Below are 20671 nucleotides of genomic sequence, written 5' to 3'. Positions count from 1 at the left end.
AATGATTCCATTGTCGTTCGCCCAGCGCCGGTTGTGGTTCATCCATCGGCTGGAAGGGCCGTCGGCCACCTACAACATGCCGGTGACGGTCCGGCTGGCCGGTGTCTTCGACGCATCCGCTTTCGCGGCCGCGGTCGGTGACGTCGTCGCCCGCCACGAAAGCCTGCGCACGATCTTCGTCGAAGCCGACGGGGTACCGACCCAGCACGTACTCGATCCCGCCGGCGTCGAGGTGCCGGTGACCGTCACCGATGTCACGGCCGACGAGCTGGACCGGGCCGTCACCACGGCGACCCGCTACGCCTTCGATCTGTCCAGCGAGATCCCCATCCGCACCAACGTGTTCCGCTGTGGCACCGAGGAATGCGTGCTGGTCCTGCTGATCCACCACATCGCCGGCGACGGCTGGTCGATGACGCCACTGCTGCGCGACCTGTCGGAGGCCTACGCGGCACGTCGGGACGGCCGCGAGCCGCAATGGGAGCCACTGCCGGTTCAGTACGTCGACTACACGCTGTGGCAACAGGAACTGCTCGGCTCGCCGACGGATCCCAACAGTGTGCTCTCGCGCCAATTCGACTACTGGCGTAGGGAACTGGAGGATCTGCCCGAACAACTGCGGTTGCCGACGGATCGGCCACGGCCACGAGTCGCGAGCTATGCCGGCGATGTGGTGGTGGTCGGCATCGACGGCCGGATCAGAGCCGGAGTCGAACGCTGCGCGGCGGGTGCGGGCGCGACGTCGTCGATGGCATTGCAGGCGGCCTTGGCTGTGCTGTTGTTCAAACTCGGTGCAGGCGAGGATATTCCGATCGGATCGCCGATCGCGGGTCGCACCGATGACGCGCTGAACGACCTCGTCGGATTCTTCATCAACACATGGGTGCTGCGAACTCGGGTGTCGCCGGGGGCCTCGTTCAGCGAGATCCTCGGCCAGGTCACCGCGAAAGCGCTCGCCGCGTACGAGAATCAGGATGTCCCGTTCGAACTGCTGGTGGAGATGCTCAATCCCGCCCGCTCGGCGGCACGCCACCCGCTCTTCCAAGTGCTGTTGAGCATGCAGAACAACGCCGCACCCACCCTGGAACTGGCGGGGGTCGGATTCGAACCCTATGCGATGGCCGCCACGACCTCACAGTTCGATCTCACCTTCACCATCACCGATCAGGTGTCCGGCAACGGTGCCGGGCCCGGATGGGGCCTGCATATCGAGTACTCGACCGACCTGTTCGATCGGTCCACTGTCGAGGCCATGGCGGCGCGGTTCGTGCGGCTGCTCGGCTCGATCGCCGTGGACGCGCACCGGGCGGTGGGCTCGATCGATGTGCTCGACGCCGAGGAACGCGAAGACGTGCTGCATCGGTGGAACGCCACGACCGTCGACCTCACCGAGACCACCCTCCTCGGACTGTTCGAGGCCCAGCTCGCGCGGACGCCGGATGCGGTCGCGCTCGTCTGCGGCGACACGGAACTCACCTACGCCGAACTCGACAGTCGGGCTGAACTGCTCGCGCGGGTGCTGGTCTCGCGTGGGGTGGGCGCCGACAGCATCGTCGCTGTCGCTCTGCCGCGGAGCGCGGACCTGATCGTGGCGTTGGTGGCGGTGGTGAAGGCCGGTGGCGCGTACCTGCCGATCGACCCGGCGTATCCCTCGGACCGCCTCGCATTCGTCCTGGGCGATGCCGCCCCGGTTGTCGTCGTGACCGACCGTGCGACGGCGAATCTCCTGCCGCACCACGATATTCCGAATCTCTACCTCGGCGAGGAAGAGCATTCGAGTGCTGAGTCCCGGAGCGTTCCGGGGGCGCACAATCTGGCCTATGTGATCTACACGTCCGGTTCCACCGGTGTGCCCAAGGGTGTCGGGATCACCCACCGCAATGTCGTGAACCTGGTCGCGCAGGCGTGGTCGGCCGAGCCGGGGGATCGGGTGCTGGCGCATTCCTCGATCGCGTTCGACGCCTCGACCTACGAGATCTGGCCCGCCCTCTGCGGCGGTGCGACCCTGGTCGTCGCCGCAGAACAACGCTCGGATCCGGCGGAGATCGCCCAGCTGATCGAAACCCGCTCGGTGACAATGCTGTTCGCTACACCGCCCTTGCTGTCGGTATTGGTCGAGCAGGCGCAGTCGACACCTGGAAACCCGTTTCACACTGTGCGACAGGTGAATACCGGCGCTGACACCCTCACCCCGGGACTGGTGCGTGCGATGCGCCAGGAGTTCGGCGATGTCCGAATCGAGAATCTGTACGGTCCGACCGAGGCAACGGTCGATGTGACGTCGTATCGGGTGCCAGACGGTGGCGTGGACACGGTCGTGCCGATCGGTACCCCGGTCGCCAATACGCGGGTGTACGTGCTGGATTCGTGGCTCACACCGGTGCCCGTCGGGGTCGCCGGTGAGCTGTATGTGGCCGGTGCGCAGCTGGCGCGCGGCTACCAGCGACGACCGGGATCGACCGCTGCCCGGTTCGTCGCCGACCCGTTCGATCCGGCCGGTGGTCGGCTGTATCGGACCGGCGATGTGGTGCGCTGGAATGCCGACGGCCAGTTGGAGTTCGCCGGGCGCAGCGATGATCAGGTCAAGATCCGGGGCTTCCGGGTCGAGCTCGGCGAGGTCGAATCGGTACTGGCCCAGCACAGTTCGGTCGCGCAGGCTGTGGTGGTCGCCCGTGAGACCGACACCGGCGGCAAACAATTGGTCGGGTATGTGGTCGCCGATCGGAATGCTGTCCTCGACGGTGCCGAGGTGCGCGGCTTCGCAGCCGAACGGTTGCCGGATTTCATGGTGCCGACCGTGGTGATGGTGATCGACGCCGTGCCGTTGACCACCGGCGGCAAAGTAGATCGCTCCGCGCTGCCGATCCTGGAGCTCAGATCGTCGGTGCCCTACCGCGCGCCGAGCACTACCGAGGAACGCAAGGTGGCGGAGTTGTTCGCCGGTGTGCTCGGGCTCGACCGGGTCGGCGTCGACGACAGCTTCTTCGCCCTCGGCGGCCATTCCCTGCTGGCAACCCGGCTGGCGAGCCGGATCCGGGCGGAACTGGGCGCCGAGGTGGCGATTCGGACGATCTTCGACGCTCCGACGGTGGCGCAGTTGGCGACCCGGCTGGGTTCGGGCATTCGGGTGCGCCCGGCACTGGTGGCGCTGCCGCGACCGGACGTGGTTCCGCTGTCGTTCGCGCAGCGGCGGTTGTGGTTCATCCACCGGCTCGAAGGCCCCTCCGCGACCTTCAACATCCCGCTGGCGGTAAGGGTGCGTGGGCTCGACATCGTGGCCTTGCGTGCGGCGATCGCCGATGTCGTCGCCCGCCACGAAAGCCTGCGCACCGTCTTCGTCGACACCGGTGGGGTGCCCCGACAGCAGGTCCTCGACAGTGTCGAGGTCCCGTTCACGGTCGCCGAACCGGACTCCGCCGAGGTGGACGCGGCGGTCACCGAGGCAGCACGGCACACCTTCGACCTGACCTCGCAGATCCCTTTGCGTACCAGTGTCTTTCGATCCGGAACCGACGAGCACATCCTCGTCCTGCTCATCCACCACATCGCAGGCGACGGCTGGTCGATGGGCCCGCTCCTACGAGACCTCTCCACGGCGTACGCGGCCCGCCTGACGGGTCGTGAACCGCAGTGGACACCGTTGCCGGTGCAATATGTGGACTACACGCTGTGGCAGCAAGAGATGCTCGGCTCCTCGGACAACCCCGAGAGCATGCTGTCCCGGCAATTCAACTACTGGCGTGACGAACTGGCCGGACTGCCCGAACAATTGCGTGTGCCGACGGATCGGCCGCGCCCACGGGTCGCGGGCCATCGAGGCGACGTGGTGTCGTTCGACATCGATCCCGAGCTCCGCGCCGCAGTCGAGCGGTTGGCGGCTCGCGAGGGCGCGACGGTGTCGATGGTCCTGCAATCAGCCCTCGTCGTGTTGTTGCTCAAACTCGGTGCGGGGGAGGATATTCCGATCGGCTCGCCGATCGCGGGCCGGACCGACGAAAACCTCACCGATCTGGTCGGGTTCTTCGTCAACACCTGGGTGCTTCGTGCGAAGGTGTCGGCGTCGATGCCGTTCGCCGAAGTCGTCGGTCAGGTCAGGGCGAAAGCCCTGTCGGCCTACGAGAACCAGGACATTCCGTTCGAATTGCTCGTCGAACTGCTCAACCCGCCCCGATCGGCGGCGCACCACCCGTTGTTCCAGGTGTCCCTCGCGTTCCAGAACAACGCGTTGCCCGCCCTGGAGCTGCCGGGCGCGGGATTCGAACCCTACGGAGCCTCCGTGGCGACCTCCCGGTTCGACCTGTTCTTCAATATCGCCGATGGCGCCGCCGGTGACCGGTGGAGCGGACTGGTCGAGTACGCGACCGAGCTGTTCGATCGGTCCACGGTCGAATCGATGGTCGCCCGGTTGGTGCGACTGCTGGGTCTGGTCGTGTCGGCACCCGATGTGGCGGTGGGATCGCTCGACGTTCTCGACGTCGGCGAACGTGACGCGGTGCTGCGCCGCTGGAACGACACCGCCGGAGACGCCGTCGACACCACCATGATCGAACTGTTCCGGTCGCGAGTGTCGCGGACCCCCGATCTGGTTGCCGTCCTCGACGGCGACACCGAGCTGACCTATCGAGACCTCGACCTCCGTGCGGAACGGCTCTCACGGGTACTGGTCGCTCGAGGGGTCGACGCGGATCGTGTTGTCGCAGTGGCATTGCCGCGGTCCGCGGAGTTGATCGTGGCCATGCTGGCGGTCTGGAAGGCGGGCGGTGCGTACCTGCCGATCGATGCGGGCTACCCCGCGGATCGGTTGACGTTCATCCTCGCCGACGCCGCACCGGTCGTTGTGCTGACCGATTCGCTGACCGCCCCACTACTGCCGCACACGACCGTGCCACAGGTCTGCCTCGGCGCGCTTGACATCGAAACAGGGGACACGTCTGTCCCGCATCGCGCCGTGGTGAACCCGGAGAACCTGGCGCAGGTGATCTACACGTCCGGTTCCACCGGTGTCCCGAAAGGCGTGGGGGTCACGCACCGGAACCTGACCAATCTGGTTGCCCAGGCATGGCGGACAGAGCCTGGGGACCGGGCGCTGGTGCACTCCTCGATCGCCTTCGACGCATCGGGCTACGAGATCTGGCCCGCCCTGTGTGGCGGTGCGACGCTGGTCATCGCCGGTGAGCGGCGCTCGGACCTGGACGAGATCGCCCACCTGGTCGAATCCCGTTCGGCCACCTTGATGTTCGCCACCCCGCCGCTGCTGTCGGCGTTGCTCGAACACGTCGAAACCGTGCCGGGCAGTCCGTTGCGGAGTCTGCGGCGGGTCGTGGCGGGCGGTGCCGAGCTGACAGCGGCCATCGTGCACCGGGTGCACGCGCAGTACCCCGACCTCGAGGTCGTGAACGGTTACGGTCCGACCGAGACGACAGCGTGCGTGACCGACCACGTGGCAGAGCTCGACCTCGACGGAGCGGTGCCGATCGGGCGGCCGCTGGGGAATGTCAGGGTGTTCGTGCTGGACGCGTGGCTGGCGCCCGTACCCGTCGGTGTGCCCGGCGAACTGTACGTCGCCGGCGCGCAAGTGACCCGCGGCTATCAGGGGCGGGCAGATCTGACCGCGGCCCGGTACGTCGCCGACCCGTTCGACCCAGTCGGCGGTGGTCGGCTGTACCGCACCGGTGACATCGTGCGCTGGACGACCTGCGGACGGCTGGAATTCGGGGGACGCGTCGACGACCAGGTGAAGATTCGCGGGTACCGGGTGGAACCGGGTGAGGTCGAAACCGCACTGGCGCAACACCCTTCGGTGTCCCAGGCGGTGGTTGTCGCACGCGGTGATCAACTGATCGGCTATGTGGTGGCCGAGGCGTCTACGTCCGATGAACTCGATGCAGGCCGAGTCCGCGGGTTCGCCGCCGAGCGGTTGCCGGAGTTCATGGTGCCCGCGACGGTGATGGTGATCGACGCGGTCCCGCTGACCGCGAACGGCAAACTCGACCGCGCCGCACTGCCGGACCCGCAGTTCGCCGCATCCGCGCGCTATCGAGCACCCCGAACCGACGAGGAACAGATCCTGGCCGCCGCGTTCGCCGAGGTGTTGGGGCTGGAACGCGTCGGCGTCGACGACAGCTTCTTCGAGCTGGGCGGTGACAGCATCCGCTCGATTCAGCTGGTGTCGCGGGCTCGGGAAGCGGGCCTGGAGATCAGCCCGCGCGAGGTCTTCGAGTATCGGACAGCGGCCGGGTTGGCGGTCGTCGCTCGCGGCCTCGGCACCGCGAATTCGCGATTGGCGGAGCTCGACGGTGGAGCGGTGGGCTGGCTGCCGTTGCTGCCCGCGGCTCGGTTCGTGCGTGAGCTGGGGGCGGGATTCGATCGATTCACGCAGTCGTTGACGGTGGAACTGCCGGTGGGTATCGACCGGGCGGGGCTGGTGGCGACATTGACGGCGGTGCTCGATCGCCACGATGTGCTGCGGTCTCAGTTGGTCGATGACGACCGTGGTGCCGGGCTCGAAGTGGCACCGGTCGGCGCGATCGACGTCGACGCGCTTGTGTGTCGCGTCGAGATCCCCTCGATCACAGCGGATTCCAGCGACCCGTTCGATGATCAGGCTGAGCTCGTCGCCACACAGGTGGCTGCGGCCACGGGCCGGTTGGCGCCGTCGGCGGGGGTGATGGTGCAGTTCGTGTGGTTCGACGCGGGACCCACTCGCGCGGGCCGGTTGTCGATCGTGGCGCATCACCTGGTCATCGATGGGGTGTCGTGGCGAATCCTGTTGCCGGACTTGGCCATGGCGTGGCAGATCGTTGTCGCGGGATCGGTGCCGGTGTTGCCTGCCGCGGGAACATCGATGCGGCGATGGGCGCACGGGCTGGTCGAGAAGGCGGCAGCACCCTCGGTGGTGGAGCAATTGCCGTGGTGGCGTGCGGTTCTCGACGGACCGGATCCGATGGTGGGTGTCCGCCCGCTGGACCCGGCCATCGATGTCATGGGGACCGTGCACCGCGTCGCTGTCGAGATACCGACGGCACAGACCGAGGCGTTGTTGACCACCTTGCCCGCGCTGTTCCACGGTGGCGTCGAGGACGGATTGCTGGCGGCCCTGACCGCAGCGGTCAGTCGCTGGCGCCACGACCAGGGCGTCCACGAGGACTCGGTGCTGATCCGACTCGAGGGGCACGGCCGGGAAGAAGATGCCGTTGCCGGGGCCGATCTGTCGAGCACGGTCGGCTGGTTCACCAGCGTGTACCCGGTGCGATTGACAGCGACCGCCCCCGAATGGGACCAGGTCTGCGCTGGCGACACTGCTGCGGGAGCCTTGTTCAAGTCGGTCAAAGAGCAATTGCGTGCTGTGCCGGACAAGGGCATCGGCTTCGGGCTGCTGCGCTATGCGAATACCGCTACCGCACCTGAGCTGCAGCACCTTTCGACCGGCCAGTTCGGGTTCAACTATCTCGGTCGGTTCACCGCTACGGATCTGTTGCCGCAACGTCTGCGGGGAGCAGGGTGGGCCCCGGCCGGGGCGGGCGCCAACGCAGCCCCGGATGCGGCGATGCCGGTGATGTCGGTGGTCGACGTGACCGCGATCGTCGTCGACACCGGGGACGGTCCGGTGCTGCAAGTGGTGTTCTCGGCGCCGGATGGTGTGCTGGATCGAGCCGAAACGGCGCACCTCGCCGAGTTGTGGCGTAGTGCGGTGGTGGGTCTGGCCGGGTACGCCACTTCGTCGGCAGGCGGATTGACTCCGTCCGACGTGTCGTTGGTGGCGCTCGGTCAAGCGGAGATTGAGGGGTTGGAGCAGCGGTACCCGGGGTTGGTGGATGTGTGGCCGTTGACTGCGATGCAGTCGGGCCTGCTGTTCCATCAAGCCATGGCGAGCTCGGGTTCGGACGCCTATCACATGCAGGTCGTCTTCGGTCTGACCGGACTAATGGACGCCGACCGGATGCGGTCGGCCGGGCAGGCATTGCTGGACCGTTATCCGAATCTGCGGGTGGGATTTGTCGCGGGTGCGCGAGGAAAGCTCGTGCAAGTCATCGTCGACGACGTCGAATTGCCTTGGCGTGTTCTGGATCTCCGCGCACTGGATGACGCCGATCGCGCTTCGGCGTTGCAGCACATGCTTGCCGAGGATCGCGATGCACAGTTCGAGATGGCGACGCCGCCCTTGCTGCGACTGACGCTGGTGCTGATGTCGGAAGACCGTTCAGAACTCGTGTTGACCTCTCACCACGCATTGATGGACGGATGGTCACTGCCACTGCTCCTTCGGGACCTGTTGCGTCTCTACGCTTCCGACGGCGACGCGACCACCTTGCCGCAAGCGCCCGACTACCGGGAATTCCTGAAATGGTTGGGCGAGCAGAACCCCGACGCCGGGGTGGCGGCCTGGCTCGAAGAACTCGACGGTGTCGACGAACCCACGCTACTGGCAGCTGACACAAGTGGCGCCGGGAGTGCGGGCGTCGAACAGCTCGAGGTGCCGCTGACCGCGGAAACCGCAGCGCGAGTGAGTAAGCGGGCCGGGGAGCTCGGCGTCACCGCGAACACCGTCGTGCAGGCTGCATGGGGAATTCTGCTCTGCGCGTTGACCGGCCGACACGATGTGGTGGCCGGGGCGACGGTCTCCGGACGCCCACCGTCGATCGAGGGCGTCGACTCGATGGTCGGGTTGTTCATCAACACCGTGCCGGTGCGGGTCCGTGTCGGCCCCCGCGACACCCTCGCGGACGTGCTGGTCGGCTTGCAAGCGCGCCAAGCCGCACTGCTCGATCACCACCACGTCGGTTTGAGCGACATTCACCAGGCGACAGGCCTGCACGTCCTGTTCGACACCCTGATCGGGTTCGAGTCCTATCCCGTCGACCAGGCCGGAATCGGTGCGGCGGCCACCACCAGCGGCATCGCCATCGCCGACCTGCACTCCGACGCCCCCACCCACTACCCGCTGACCGTTTTCGCCGCCGCGAACCCCACCCTGCAACTGCGACTCGAGTACCGCACCGACGCCTTCGACGCACCCGCCGCCGAGGCGATCGCGGCCCGGTTGGCGCGGATACTGCGACAGATCGTGACCGACCCGGACATTCCTGTGCGGTCGGTCGACCTACTCGGTGCCGAGGAGCGTGAAGCGGTCCTGCACCGCTGGAACGACACCGCCCTCGATGTCGAGGACCGAACCCTCGACGGACTGCTCGAAGCGCAGGTCGCCCTGACCCCTGACGCCATCGCGGTCCGTTGTGCGGACGTCGAGCTCACCTACCGCGAACTCGATACGCGGGCAACGGAACTCGCCCGTGTGCTGAGATCGCAAGGCGTCGGCCCGGACACTGTTGTCGCGGTCGCCCTGCCCAGGTCCGCGGACCTGATCGTCGCGATGTCGGCTGTGCTCAAAGCCGGCGGCGCGTATCTGCCGATCGATCCCGCTTACCCCTCCGAGCGACTGGCGTTCATCCTCACCGACGCCGCACCGGTGGTCGTGGTAACCGACACTGCTACCGCACCGCTGCTGCCTGACACCGCGCCGCGCCTGTTCCTCGACACCCTCGACACCCTCGAGGTGCCGAGGGGAACGACGTCGGGCGCGGTGTCCACACCGCAGAATCTGGCGTACGTGATCTACACCTCCGGATCGACCGGTGTGCCGAAAGGTGTTGGTATCACGCACCGTAACGTGGCAAACCTGATCGCCCAGGCCTGGACGGCGGGCACCGGGGATCGAGTGCTGATGCACTCGTCGGTCGCGTTCGACGCGTCCACCTATGAAATCTGGCCCGCACTGTGCGGTGGCGCGACGCTGGTGATCGCGGCCGAACAGCGATCGGATCCGGCGGAGATCACCCGATTGATCGAAACCCATTCGGTGACAAAGATGTTCGCCACCCCGCCCCTACTGGCTGCCTTGGTCGAACACCTCGACACAGTCGCGGGCGAGCCCCTGCGCAGTCTGCGGCAGGTGAACACCGGCGCCGACACACTGACCCGCGGATTGGTCGCGGCACTGCGCGCCAAGTGCGACGACGTCCGGATCGACAACCTGTACGGCCCCACCGAGGCGACAGTCGACGTGACAGCCCTGGAAGTGCCCGCCGACATCGAGACCGTGGTGCCGATCGGTGCGCCCGTGGCCAATACGCGCGTCTACGTTCTGGATTCGTGGCTGGCGCCGGTGCCTGTCGGCGTGGCGGGCGAGCTGTATGTCGCCGGTGCGCAGTTGGCGCGCGGGTATCACGGCAAGCCAGGCCCGACCGCGGCCAGGTTCCTCGCCGACCCCTTCGACGCCGCCGGAGGCCGGTTGTACCGCACCGGTGACGTGGTGCGCTGGAATGCGGACGGGCAGCTGGAGTTCGCGGGCCGAGCCGATGATCAGGTCAAGATCCGTGGGTTCCGGGTCGAACCGGGGGAGGTCGAAACCGCACTGGCACAACATCCTTCAGTGTCCCGTGCGGTAGTGATCACCCGTGACATCGGCGTCGGCAAACAACTGCTGGGCTACGTGGTCGGCGCGGACGGGCTCGACGGGAAACAGGTGCGCGACTTCGTGGCCGAGCGGCTGCCGGACTTCATGGTGCCCGCGGCGGTGACCGTGATCGAGTCGGTGCCGTTGTTGCCGAGCGGAAAGCTCGACCGCGCCGCCTTGCCGGAGCCGGAACTGACCTCGTCGGCGGACTATCGCGCGCCAGGGACCGATCACGAACAGGTCCTGGCGGGCGTGTTCGCCGAAGTGCTCGGCCTGGAACGCGTCGGCGTCGACGACAGCTTCTTCGAATTGGGTGGGGACAGTATCCGCTCGATCCAGGTGGTCTCGCGGGCACGCGAATTGGGGGTGGAGATCAGTCCGCGGGAGGTGTTCGAGCACCGGACGGCCGCCGCGTTGGCCGCGCTGTCGATCGGTCGCGGCGATGCGGGACCGGTCTTGACGGAACTGCCAGGTGGTGGGATCGGATGGATGCCGTTGCTGCCGGTGGCGCGGTTCGTTCGGGACAGGGGCGGGGCGGGATTCGACGGCTTCAGCCAATCGCTACTGCTCGACCTGCCTGCCGGGATAGACCGGGCCGGGTTGGTGACGACCCTGACAGCGGTGCTCGATCGTCACGACGCGCTGCGGTCGCGGCTGGTCGACGACGACCGGGGCGCGGGACTCGAAGTGGCGCCCGTCGGCTCGGTGGACGTCGACCGGCTGCTGCATCGTGTCGAACCGACTCAGAGCGTTGCCGAGTCGGTAATCGTCGCTGAGCTGGCGGCGGCCGCAGGCAGGCTGGCGCCCTCGGCGGGGATGATGGTGCAGTTCGTGTGGTTCGACGCCGGACCCACCGAGCCGGGCCGGTTGTCGATCGTGGCGCATCACCTGGCAATCGACGGGGTGTCGTGGCGAATCCTGTTGCCGGACTTGGCGATGGCCTGGCAGTCGGCAGCGGCGGGATCGCCGCCGAAGTTGGCGGGCACGGGAACATCGTTGCGGCGATGGGCGCACGGGCTCGTCGAACAGGCGAGCCGACCGGAGCGGCTGGCGGAAATGTCCTGGTGGCGATCGACTTTGGACGGCCCCGATCCGATGCTGGGCAACAGGCCGCTCGACCCCACCATCGACGTGATGGCCACCGCACGCAATGTCGCGGTCCGGATCCCGTCGACGGACACCGAAACCTTATTGACCACGCTGCCCGCGCTGTTCCACGGCGGCGTTGACGACGGCTTACTCGCGGCACTGACCGCTGCGATCACCCACTGGCGACACCGCAGGGGCGTGGAAGAGCAGTCGGTGCTGGTCCGGTTGGAAGGCCACGGGCGCGAAGAAGGGGCCGTCCCCGGTGCTGATCTGTCGAGCACGGTGGGCTGGTTCACCAGCATGTTCCCGGTGCGGTTGAATGCGCAGACAACGGACTGGGACCAACTCTGCGCCGGTGGTCCCGCGGTCGGCTCCCTGTTCAAGTCGGTGAAAGAGCAGTTGCGGGCAGTACCGGACAAGGGCATCGGCTTCGGGCTGCTGCGGTACCTGAATCCGAACACTTCCGCTGAGCTGCAACAGTTCTCGGCCGGTCAAATCGGATTCAACTACCTGGGTCGGTTCACCTCCACAGACCTGCTGCCGCAGCGACTGCGCGCAGCCGGGTGGACGCCCGCCGTGGATGCCGGACGACTGATCACTCCCATGGATCCGGCGACCTCCGCGATGCCCGCGCTGTCGGTACTCGATGTCAACGCGATGGTGGTCGACACCGAAGACGGACCGGTGATGCAAGCGGTCTTCGCCGCGCCCGAAGGCGTGCTGGCGGAATCCGAGGTCAAGGAGTTGGCGGGGTTGTGGCGCAGCGCGGTGCTGGGTCTGGCTCGGCACGCCGCGACGACCGCGGGTGGTCTGACGCCCTCGGACCTGTCATTGGTCGATCTGGATCAAGGCGAGATCGAGGCGGCCGAGCGGCAGTATCCCGGTCTGGTGGATGTGTGGCCGTTGACGCCGATGCAGTCGGGACTGCTGTTCCACCAGGTCATGGCGGGTTCGGGCTTCGATGCCTATCACATGCAGGTCGTCTTCGGCCTGACCGGCGGGGTGGACGCGGCCCGGCTGCGGGCAGCTGGACAGGCACTGCTCGACCGCTACCCGAACCTGCGGGTGGCCTTCGCCGCCGATCGAAACGGAAACACGATCCAGGTAGTCGTCGACGGTGTCGAATTGCCTTGGCGGATAGTCGATCTGCACGATCACGACGCCCAGGCGACAGCGTTGGAGCGGGTCCTGATCGAAGACCGGAACGAGCACTTCGACACCGCGGTCCCGCCCTTGCTGCGGTTGACGCTCGTACCGATGACCGAGCACCGTTCGGAACTGATCGTCACCGCCCACCACGTGCTACTCGACGGCTGGTCGCTGCCACTGCTCGTCCAAGATCTGTTGCGCCTCTACAGTTCCGCCGGTGACAGCGCGACCATGCCGCCCGCGCCGGACTACACGGACTTCCTGAAATGGCTGAACCGCCAGGACCCTCAGGCCGGTCTACAGGCTTGGACTCAGGAGCTGCGAGGCGTCCAAGAACCCACACTGCTGGCCGGTGGCACAGACGGCACCGCTTCGCCGGAAGTCGGCGTCGAGCGGGTCCAAGTTCCACTGCCCGCGACGACAGCGATGGCGGTGAGCAGGCAGGCCGCAGCACTCGGGGTCACCGTGAACACCGTCGTGCAGGGCGCGTGGGGGATAGCGCTGGCCGTCGCGACCGGTCGCCGCGAGGTGATCGCCGGTGCCACCGTGTCGGGCAGGCCACCCTCGATCGCCGGGGTCGATGCGATGGTCGGGTTGTTCATCAACACGGTGCCGGTGCGGGTGGTCATCGATCCCCGAGACACCCTGGCCGACATGCTGATCGGCCTGCAAGACCGCCAGGTCGCCCTGCTGGATCACCACCACGTCGGCTTGAGCGACATCCACCAGGCGGTCGGGCTGAACATCTTGTTCGACACCCTGATCGCGTTCGAGTCCTACCCCGTCGACCACGCCGGAATCGGGCAGGCGGTCACCACCAGCGGCATCGCCATCACCGATCCGCGCCCCAACACGCCCTCCCACTACCCGCTGACCGTCATCGCCAATGCCACCCCCACGCTGACACTGCATCTGGAATACCGCACCGATGTGTTGGACAGGGCCGAGGTCGAGGCGACGGCGGCACGCCTGGCGCGGATACTCGAGCAGGTTGCCGCAGACCCCGCCGTGCCGGTGCGAGAGATCGACGTTCTCGGCAGCGATGAGCGAAACCTCTTGCTGCACAAGTGGAATGACACTGCAGCCCGGGTCCCCGACGCCACCGTCGTCGAACTGTTCGCAACACAGGTCGCCGCGACATCGGAGGCGATAGCCGTCTTCTGCGCCTCCACCGAGCTCACCTACCGGGAACTCGACACGAGAGCCGAAGACCTGGCCCGCGTGCTCCAGTCGAAGGGAGTCGGCCCCGACACGATCGTGGCGGTCGCACTGCCCAAATCGGCGGACCTGATCGTCGCGTTGCTCGCGGTGTTGAAAGCGGGCGGCGGATACCTGCCTATCGACCCGGCCTACCCGTCGGATCGACTGACCTTCATCCTCGCCGACGCCGACCCGGTCATCATCGTGACCGAGAATGCCACCGCCGCATCACTTCCCGACACTGCGATACCTCGTCTCTTTTTGGACACTCTCGACCACGCCGCCCACGCGAGACCCGAACTCGATCGCTTCACGGCGGCGCCGGACAACGCGGCGTACCTGATCTACACCTCCGGTTCGACCGGTGTCCCCAAAGGCGTTGTGGTGAGCCACCGTAACGTGCTCAACCTCGCCTCCCAGCCGTGGTCGACCGGACCAGGGGAGCGGGTACTCGTGCATTCCTCGGTCGCGTTCGACGTATCGACCTACGAGATCTGGCCCGCGTTGATCAGTGGCGGTGCTGTCGTGCTCGCCGGTGCGCAGCGCTCGGACCCGGCCGAGATCGCCGAGCTGATCGCGGACCTGTCGGTGACGAAGTTGTTCGGCACACCCGGCTTGCTGTGGGCGTTGCTCGATCACGCGAATACCCTGCCCACCAACACATTCCAGACTGTGAAGCAGGTGATCGCGGGCGGCGCCGAACTCGGTGCGGAACTGGTGGACAGACTGCGGCACCGCATCGACGGTGTGACGGTGACCAATGGCTACGGTCCGACGGAGACCACGGTATTCGCCACGGTCTTCGATGCCGAGGCGGACAGCGAGACCGCGGTGCCGATCGGTTCGCCGCTGGCCAATGTGCGGGTGTACGTGCTCGACACGTCGTTGATGCCGGTGCCGGTGGGTGTGGCCGGTGAGTTGTATGTGGCAGGCGCCCAGGTGGCGCGCGGCTATCACGGTCGAAGTGCTTTCACCGCAAGCCGATTCGTCGCCGACCCGTTCGATCCCGCTGGTGGTCGCCTGTACCGGACCGGAGATCTGGTGCGCTGGACCGATGGCGGCCAGGTGGAATTCCTCGGCCGACTCGATGACCAGGTCAAGATCCGCGGGTTCCGGGTGGAGCCCGGCGAAGTCGCCGACGCCCTGGCGAAACACCCCTCGGTATCCCAGGCTGTCGTGGTTGCGCGTGACACCGACACCGGCGGCAAGCAGCTGATCGGCTACGTGGTCGGTGAGCGTGGCGACGACCTCGACGGCCGAGCGGTGCGACTGTTCGCCGCGGACCGACTGCCGGAGTTCATGGTGCCCGCGGCGGTGATGGTGATCGAGTCGATGCCGTTGACCACCAACGGGAAATTGGATCGCGCGGCGCTGCCGGAGCCGGAACTGGTGTCCTCGGTCAGCTATCGGGCGCCGAGCACGGCCAGGGAAAGGGCATTGACCGAGCTGTTCGGCGAGATCCTGGGCGTGGGACGGGTGGGGGTGGACGACAGCTTCTTCGAACTGGGCGGTCACTCGCTGCTGGCCACCCGTCTGGTCAGCCGAATTCGCGTGGTGTTGGGGATCGAGGTGCCCATCCGGACCGTCTTCGACGCGCCGACAGCGGCGCAACTGGCCCGCAGGCTCGATCCGAGGGGAGCGGTGCGGACCATGCTGGCGCCCAGACCGCGCCCGGATACCGTTCCGCTGTCGTTCGCGCAGCGGCGGTTGTGGTTCATCCACCGCCTGGAAGGCCCCTCCGCCACCTACAACATTCCGCTGACGGTGCGGCTGCGCGGGGCGGATGTGTCGGTCCTGCGGGTCGCCATCGACGACGTGGTAGCCAGGCACGAGACCTTGCGGACGGCCTTCGTGGAGGTCGACGGCGTGCCGTCGCAGCGGGTACTCGACAATGTCGAGGTCCCGTTCGCCGTAACCGAGGTGGACCCCGCCGAGGTGGCGACCGCGGTGAACGCGGCGGTGCGGTTCGGATTCGATCTGTCGACGCAGATCCCGATTCGGGTCACCGTGATCCGCACCGGCGACGACGAGTGCGTGCTGGTGCTGTTGATCCACCACATCGCCGGTGACGGCTGGTCGATGGCCCCACTCCTGCAAGACCTCGCGACGGCGTATTCGGCGCGCCTGGCACAGCGGGCACCGGGCTGGCAGCCGTTGCCGGTGCAGTACGTGGATTACACACTGTGGCAACAGGAATTGCTCGGTTCGCCCGACGAACCCCACAGCGTGCTCGCGCGACAGTTCGACTATTGGCGCGACGAACTCGACGGTTTGCCCGAGCAGTTGCGGCTGCCCGTCGACCGCCCGCGTCCCCGGGTGTCGAGTTACCGCGGCGACCTGGTGATGTTCGCCATCGATGCCCAGACCAGGGCCGGGTTGGAACGGATGGCCGCCGACGCGGGCGCCACGGTGTCGATGGTGCTGCAGTCGGCGCTGGCGGTGCTGTTGTTCAAACTCGGTGCGGGTGAAGATATTCCGATCGGTGCCCCGATCGCCGGACGTACCGACGACGCACTGACCGACCTGGTCGGCTTCTTCGTCAACACGTGGGTGCTGCGCACCGCGGTGGCTCCGGCCGCGACGTTCGGCGAGATCCTCGCCCAGATCCGCGGGAAATCCTTGGCGGCCTACGAGAACCAGGACGCACCGTTCGAATTGCTCGTGGAAATGCTCAACCCGGTGCGGTCGGCGGCCCACCACCCGCTGTTCCAGGTGTCGCTCGCATTCCAGAACAATGCCCTGCCCACCCTGGATTTCGCGGGCGTCGAATTCGAGCCGTACAACGCATCGGTCGCCGCCGCGCGATTCGATCTGTTCTTCAATATCGCTGATGCCCCGGCCGGACAACCCTGGGGTGCGTTCGTCGAATACGCGACCGACCTGTTCGATCGGTCCACAGTCGAGTCGATCGCGGCACGGTTGGTGCGGATCTTGCGGCGGGTGGTGTCGGACCCGAGTGCGCCGGTGGGGTCGATCGATGTCCTCGACAGCGGCGAACAAGAATTGGTCCTGCACCGGTGGAACAAGACCGCGGTCTCGCTCGATTCGAACCTGACCTTGGTCTCGCTGTTCGAGGCGCAGGTGGCGGCGGCCCCGGACGCGGTTGCTGTGATGTGCGGAGATGTCGAGATCTCGTATCGGGAACTCGACTGTCGCGCTGCCGAATTGGCCTCGAGTTTGCAGTCGTACGGGGTCGGGCCCGACCGTATCGTCGCGGTGGCCTTGCCCAGATCAGCGGACCTGATCGTGGCCTTGCTCGGTGTGGTGAAGGCGGGTGGTGCGTACCTGCCGATCGATCCGGGTTACCCCTCGGATCGGCTGGCCTTCGTCCTCGCCGACGCCTCGCCGCTCGTCATCGTGACCGACTCGGTGACCGCGCAGGTCCTGCCCGACGACGCGGCAGCACCACGGCTCTTCCTCGATGCCGTGGAGCCGCAGGGCACGGGCATCGGCGGTATTCGGTCGCGGGCGCAGAACCTGGCGTACGTGATCTACACGTCGGGTTCCACCGGGGTGCCGAAAGGCGTGGGGATCACTCATCGGAACGTGGTGAACCTGGTCGCTCAAGCATGGTCGGTCGATCACGACGACCGGGTGCTGGTGCATTCGTCGATCGCCTTCGATGCCTCCACCTATGAAATCTGGCCTGCGCTGTGCGGGGGTGCCACGTTGGTGCTCGCGGGGGAGCAGCGTTCGGATCCGGCGGAGATCACCCGGCTGGCCGACACCCGGTCGGTGACCAAGATGTTCGCCACACCGCCGTTGTTGTCGGCGCTGGTCGACCACGTCGCATCGGTGCCGGGTAGCCCGTTGCGCAGTGTGCGGCAGGTGAATACGGGTGCCGACACGCTCACGTCCGGGCTGGTCGACGCCGTCCGGGGGCAGTTCGGGGATATTCGTCTCGACAACCTGTACGGCCCGACCGAGGCGACAGTCGATGTGACCGCGTTCCGGGTGCCCGACGATCAGCGTGGTGCGGTGGTGCCCATCGGTGCTCCGGTCGCGAATATGCGTGTGTACGTGCTGGATTCGTGGTTGGCGCCGGTCTCCGTCGGCGTCGCTGGTGAGCTCTATGTGGCCGGTGCGCAGTTGGCGCGCGGGTATCACGGTAAGTCCGGGTTGACCGCGGCCCGGTTCATCGCCGATCCGTTCGATCCGACCGGCGGCGGGCGGCTGTACCGGACCGGAGACGTGGTGCGCTGGAACGTCGACGGGCAGTTGGAGTTCGCCGGACGCAGCGATGATCAGGTCAAGATCCGTGGGTTCCGGGTCGAGCCCGGCGAGGTCGAAACCGTACTGGCGCAACATCCCTCGGTGTCACAGGCCGTTGTGGTCGCGCGGGAGATCGACACCGGCGGCAAGCAACTGGTCGGCTATGTGGTGGCGGACCGGTCGGGGCCGGTCGCTGGTGAAGACGAACTGGTGGGGCAGTGGCAGCGGGTGTACGACGATCTCTATTCGGGTGTCTCCCACACGGAGACCGAACCCGAAACAGTCGAGTTCGGTTCCGATTTCGGTGGCTGGAACAGCAGCTACACCGGTGCTCCCATTCCGTTGGAACAGATGCGGGAGTGGCGGTCGACGACCGTCGATCGAATTCTCGGGTTGAATCCGGTGCGGGTGCTCGAGATCGGTGTGGGTTCGGGGTTGTTGTTGTCGCAGGTGGCGCCGGCGTCCGGGGAGTATTGGGCGACGGACCTGTCCGGGGCGACGATTTCCTCACTGGGTGAGCAGTTGGCCGAGTTGGGGGAGGCGTGGGTCGATCGGGTCGTGCTGCGAGCGCAGGCGGCCGACGATATCGACGGGTTGCCGGTCGGCCATTTCGACACGGTGATCGTGAACTCGGTGGTGCAGTATTTTCCGAGTCACGGTTATCTCCGTACGGTTTTGGAGCGGGTGTCGGAGTTGTTGGCTCCCGGTGGTGCGGTATTCGTCGGCGATGTGCGCAACTTCGCGCTGTTGGAAGAATTCGCGACGGCGGTGCAGGTGAGTCGTGGTGGTGGTGAAGATCCGGCCGTGGTGCGGGATCGAGTCCGTCGGGATATCGCCGCTGAGCAGGAGTTGTTGCTGGCGCCCGAATTCTTCTCGGAGTTGCGCGGTGACGGCGTCGGGTTCGGTGCTGTCGATATTCGGCTCAAGCGCGGGTATTCGGTCAACGAGCTGACGCGATACCGGTATGACGTTGTCCTGCACAAGGATCCGCTCACCTCCCTTTCTGTCGCCGATGTGCCGAAAGTCGAGTTCGGTGTGTTCGACTCACTGACGGAAGTCCTGCGTGGCCCGCACCCCGAAGGCATTCGCATCACGGGAATTCCGCATGTTGGGCTGGTCGGCGAGACCGACGCCGCACAACGCATCCGAGCAGGTGAACCGGTGGATGGTGGTCGAACCGGCCCGCTCACAGCTGGATTCGAGGGAACCCTCACGGACGTGGCTGAGGAGGGTCTACTGCCCGAGGACCTGTATGTGCTGGGGCAGCGGCTCGGCTACGCGACAGCGGTGACCTGGTCCGCCGAGCCGGGACGCATGGACGCGGTATTCGTCGAACAAGATGCGGCACTGGACCGCCCACTGACGGATGTCTATCTCCCGCGGGGTGTTCTCGATGGATATGCGAACAATCCGCAGGCCGGTCTGCTGGCGGCCGACGTGCGTCGCTGGGCGGCCGAGCGCCTGCCGGAATTCATGGTGCCCGCAACGGTGATGGTGCTGGAATCGGTGCCGTTGACCGCCAGCGGCAAACTTGACCGTGCGGCACTACCCGACCCGGAGTTGTTGTCCGCAAAGGAATACCGAGCGCCGCGCACCGAACGAGAACAGACCCTGGCCGCATTGTTCGCCGAGATATTGGGCATCGGCCGGGTCGGTATCGACGACGACTTCTTCGCCCTGGGTGGCCACTCCCTGCTGGCCACCCGCCTCACGAGCCGGATCCTCGCGACCCTGGGCGTGGAAGTCCCCGTCCGGGTGATCTTCGACGCCCCCACCGTCGCCGAACTGGCCGGCCGACTCGATGACGGCACCGCAGGCAGCGATTTCGACCAGGTGCTGGTCCTGAAGAGCTCCGGCTCGCAGCAGCCACTGTGGTGCCTGCACCCCGGCGGCGGCCTCGGCTGGTTCTACCAGCAGCTCGGCCGCGACCTCCCCGACCGGCCGATCTACGCCATGCAATCGCGCGGCCTCGACGGCGGACCACTGGCCGGTTCCTTCGCCGAAATGATCCACGACTACACCGACCGGATCATCGAACACCAACCCGACGGACCGTACTACCTGCTCGGCTGGTCCTACGGCGGCATCGTCGCTCACACACTGGCGAGCGAACTGGCCCGGCGCGGCAAGGCGATCGGCCTGCTCGGCATCATGGACAGCAAGCCCCCGATCACCACCGACCCCCAACCCGACGTCTCCGAAGACGACGCCATGGCAAGCATCACGGAGTGGGTGGTCGACAGGTTCGGCGACCAACTCGAGTCCCCGGCCATCCGAGGCCTGGCAGAACGAGCAACAAAGGTCCTCATCAACAACAGCACCCTCCTCGCCGACTTCACCACCCCCGTATTCGACGGCGGCGCAACCATATTCGCGGCAACCGTCGACGTGGAAGGCAACCGGCCCGACAACGCGAAGACCGACCTGGAAGAGGCCTGGCGCCCCTACATCCATGGACCCATGACCATCTTCGACGTGGACTGCACCCACGGCGACTTCGACCGCCCGGAGAACATGGGTGCGGTGGGCCGGATCCTCAGCCGACTCCTGTGAGGCGCTGGGCCAGGT

The 20671-nt window shown here is 66.7% G+C and carries 1 protein-coding gene; it reads left to right on the top strand.

The window, feature by feature from the left end:
* Window position 1: 1 nt before the first annotated feature.
* Entirely contained in the window at window positions 2–20656 is a 20655-nt protein-coding gene (locus ACFW6D_RS02130) for a non-ribosomal peptide synthase/polyketide synthase (protein WP_379323851.1), read from the top strand.
* Window positions 20657–20671 lie beyond the last annotated feature (15 nt).

The organism is Nocardia sp. NPDC058705 (genome assembly GCF_042749305.1).
In the GTDB taxonomy this organism is placed as follows: Bacteria; Actinomycetota; Actinomycetes; order Mycobacteriales; family Mycobacteriaceae; genus Nocardia.
Note: the sequence above shows the minus strand (reverse complement) of the source record. Positions and strands in the feature narration are given on the sequence as shown.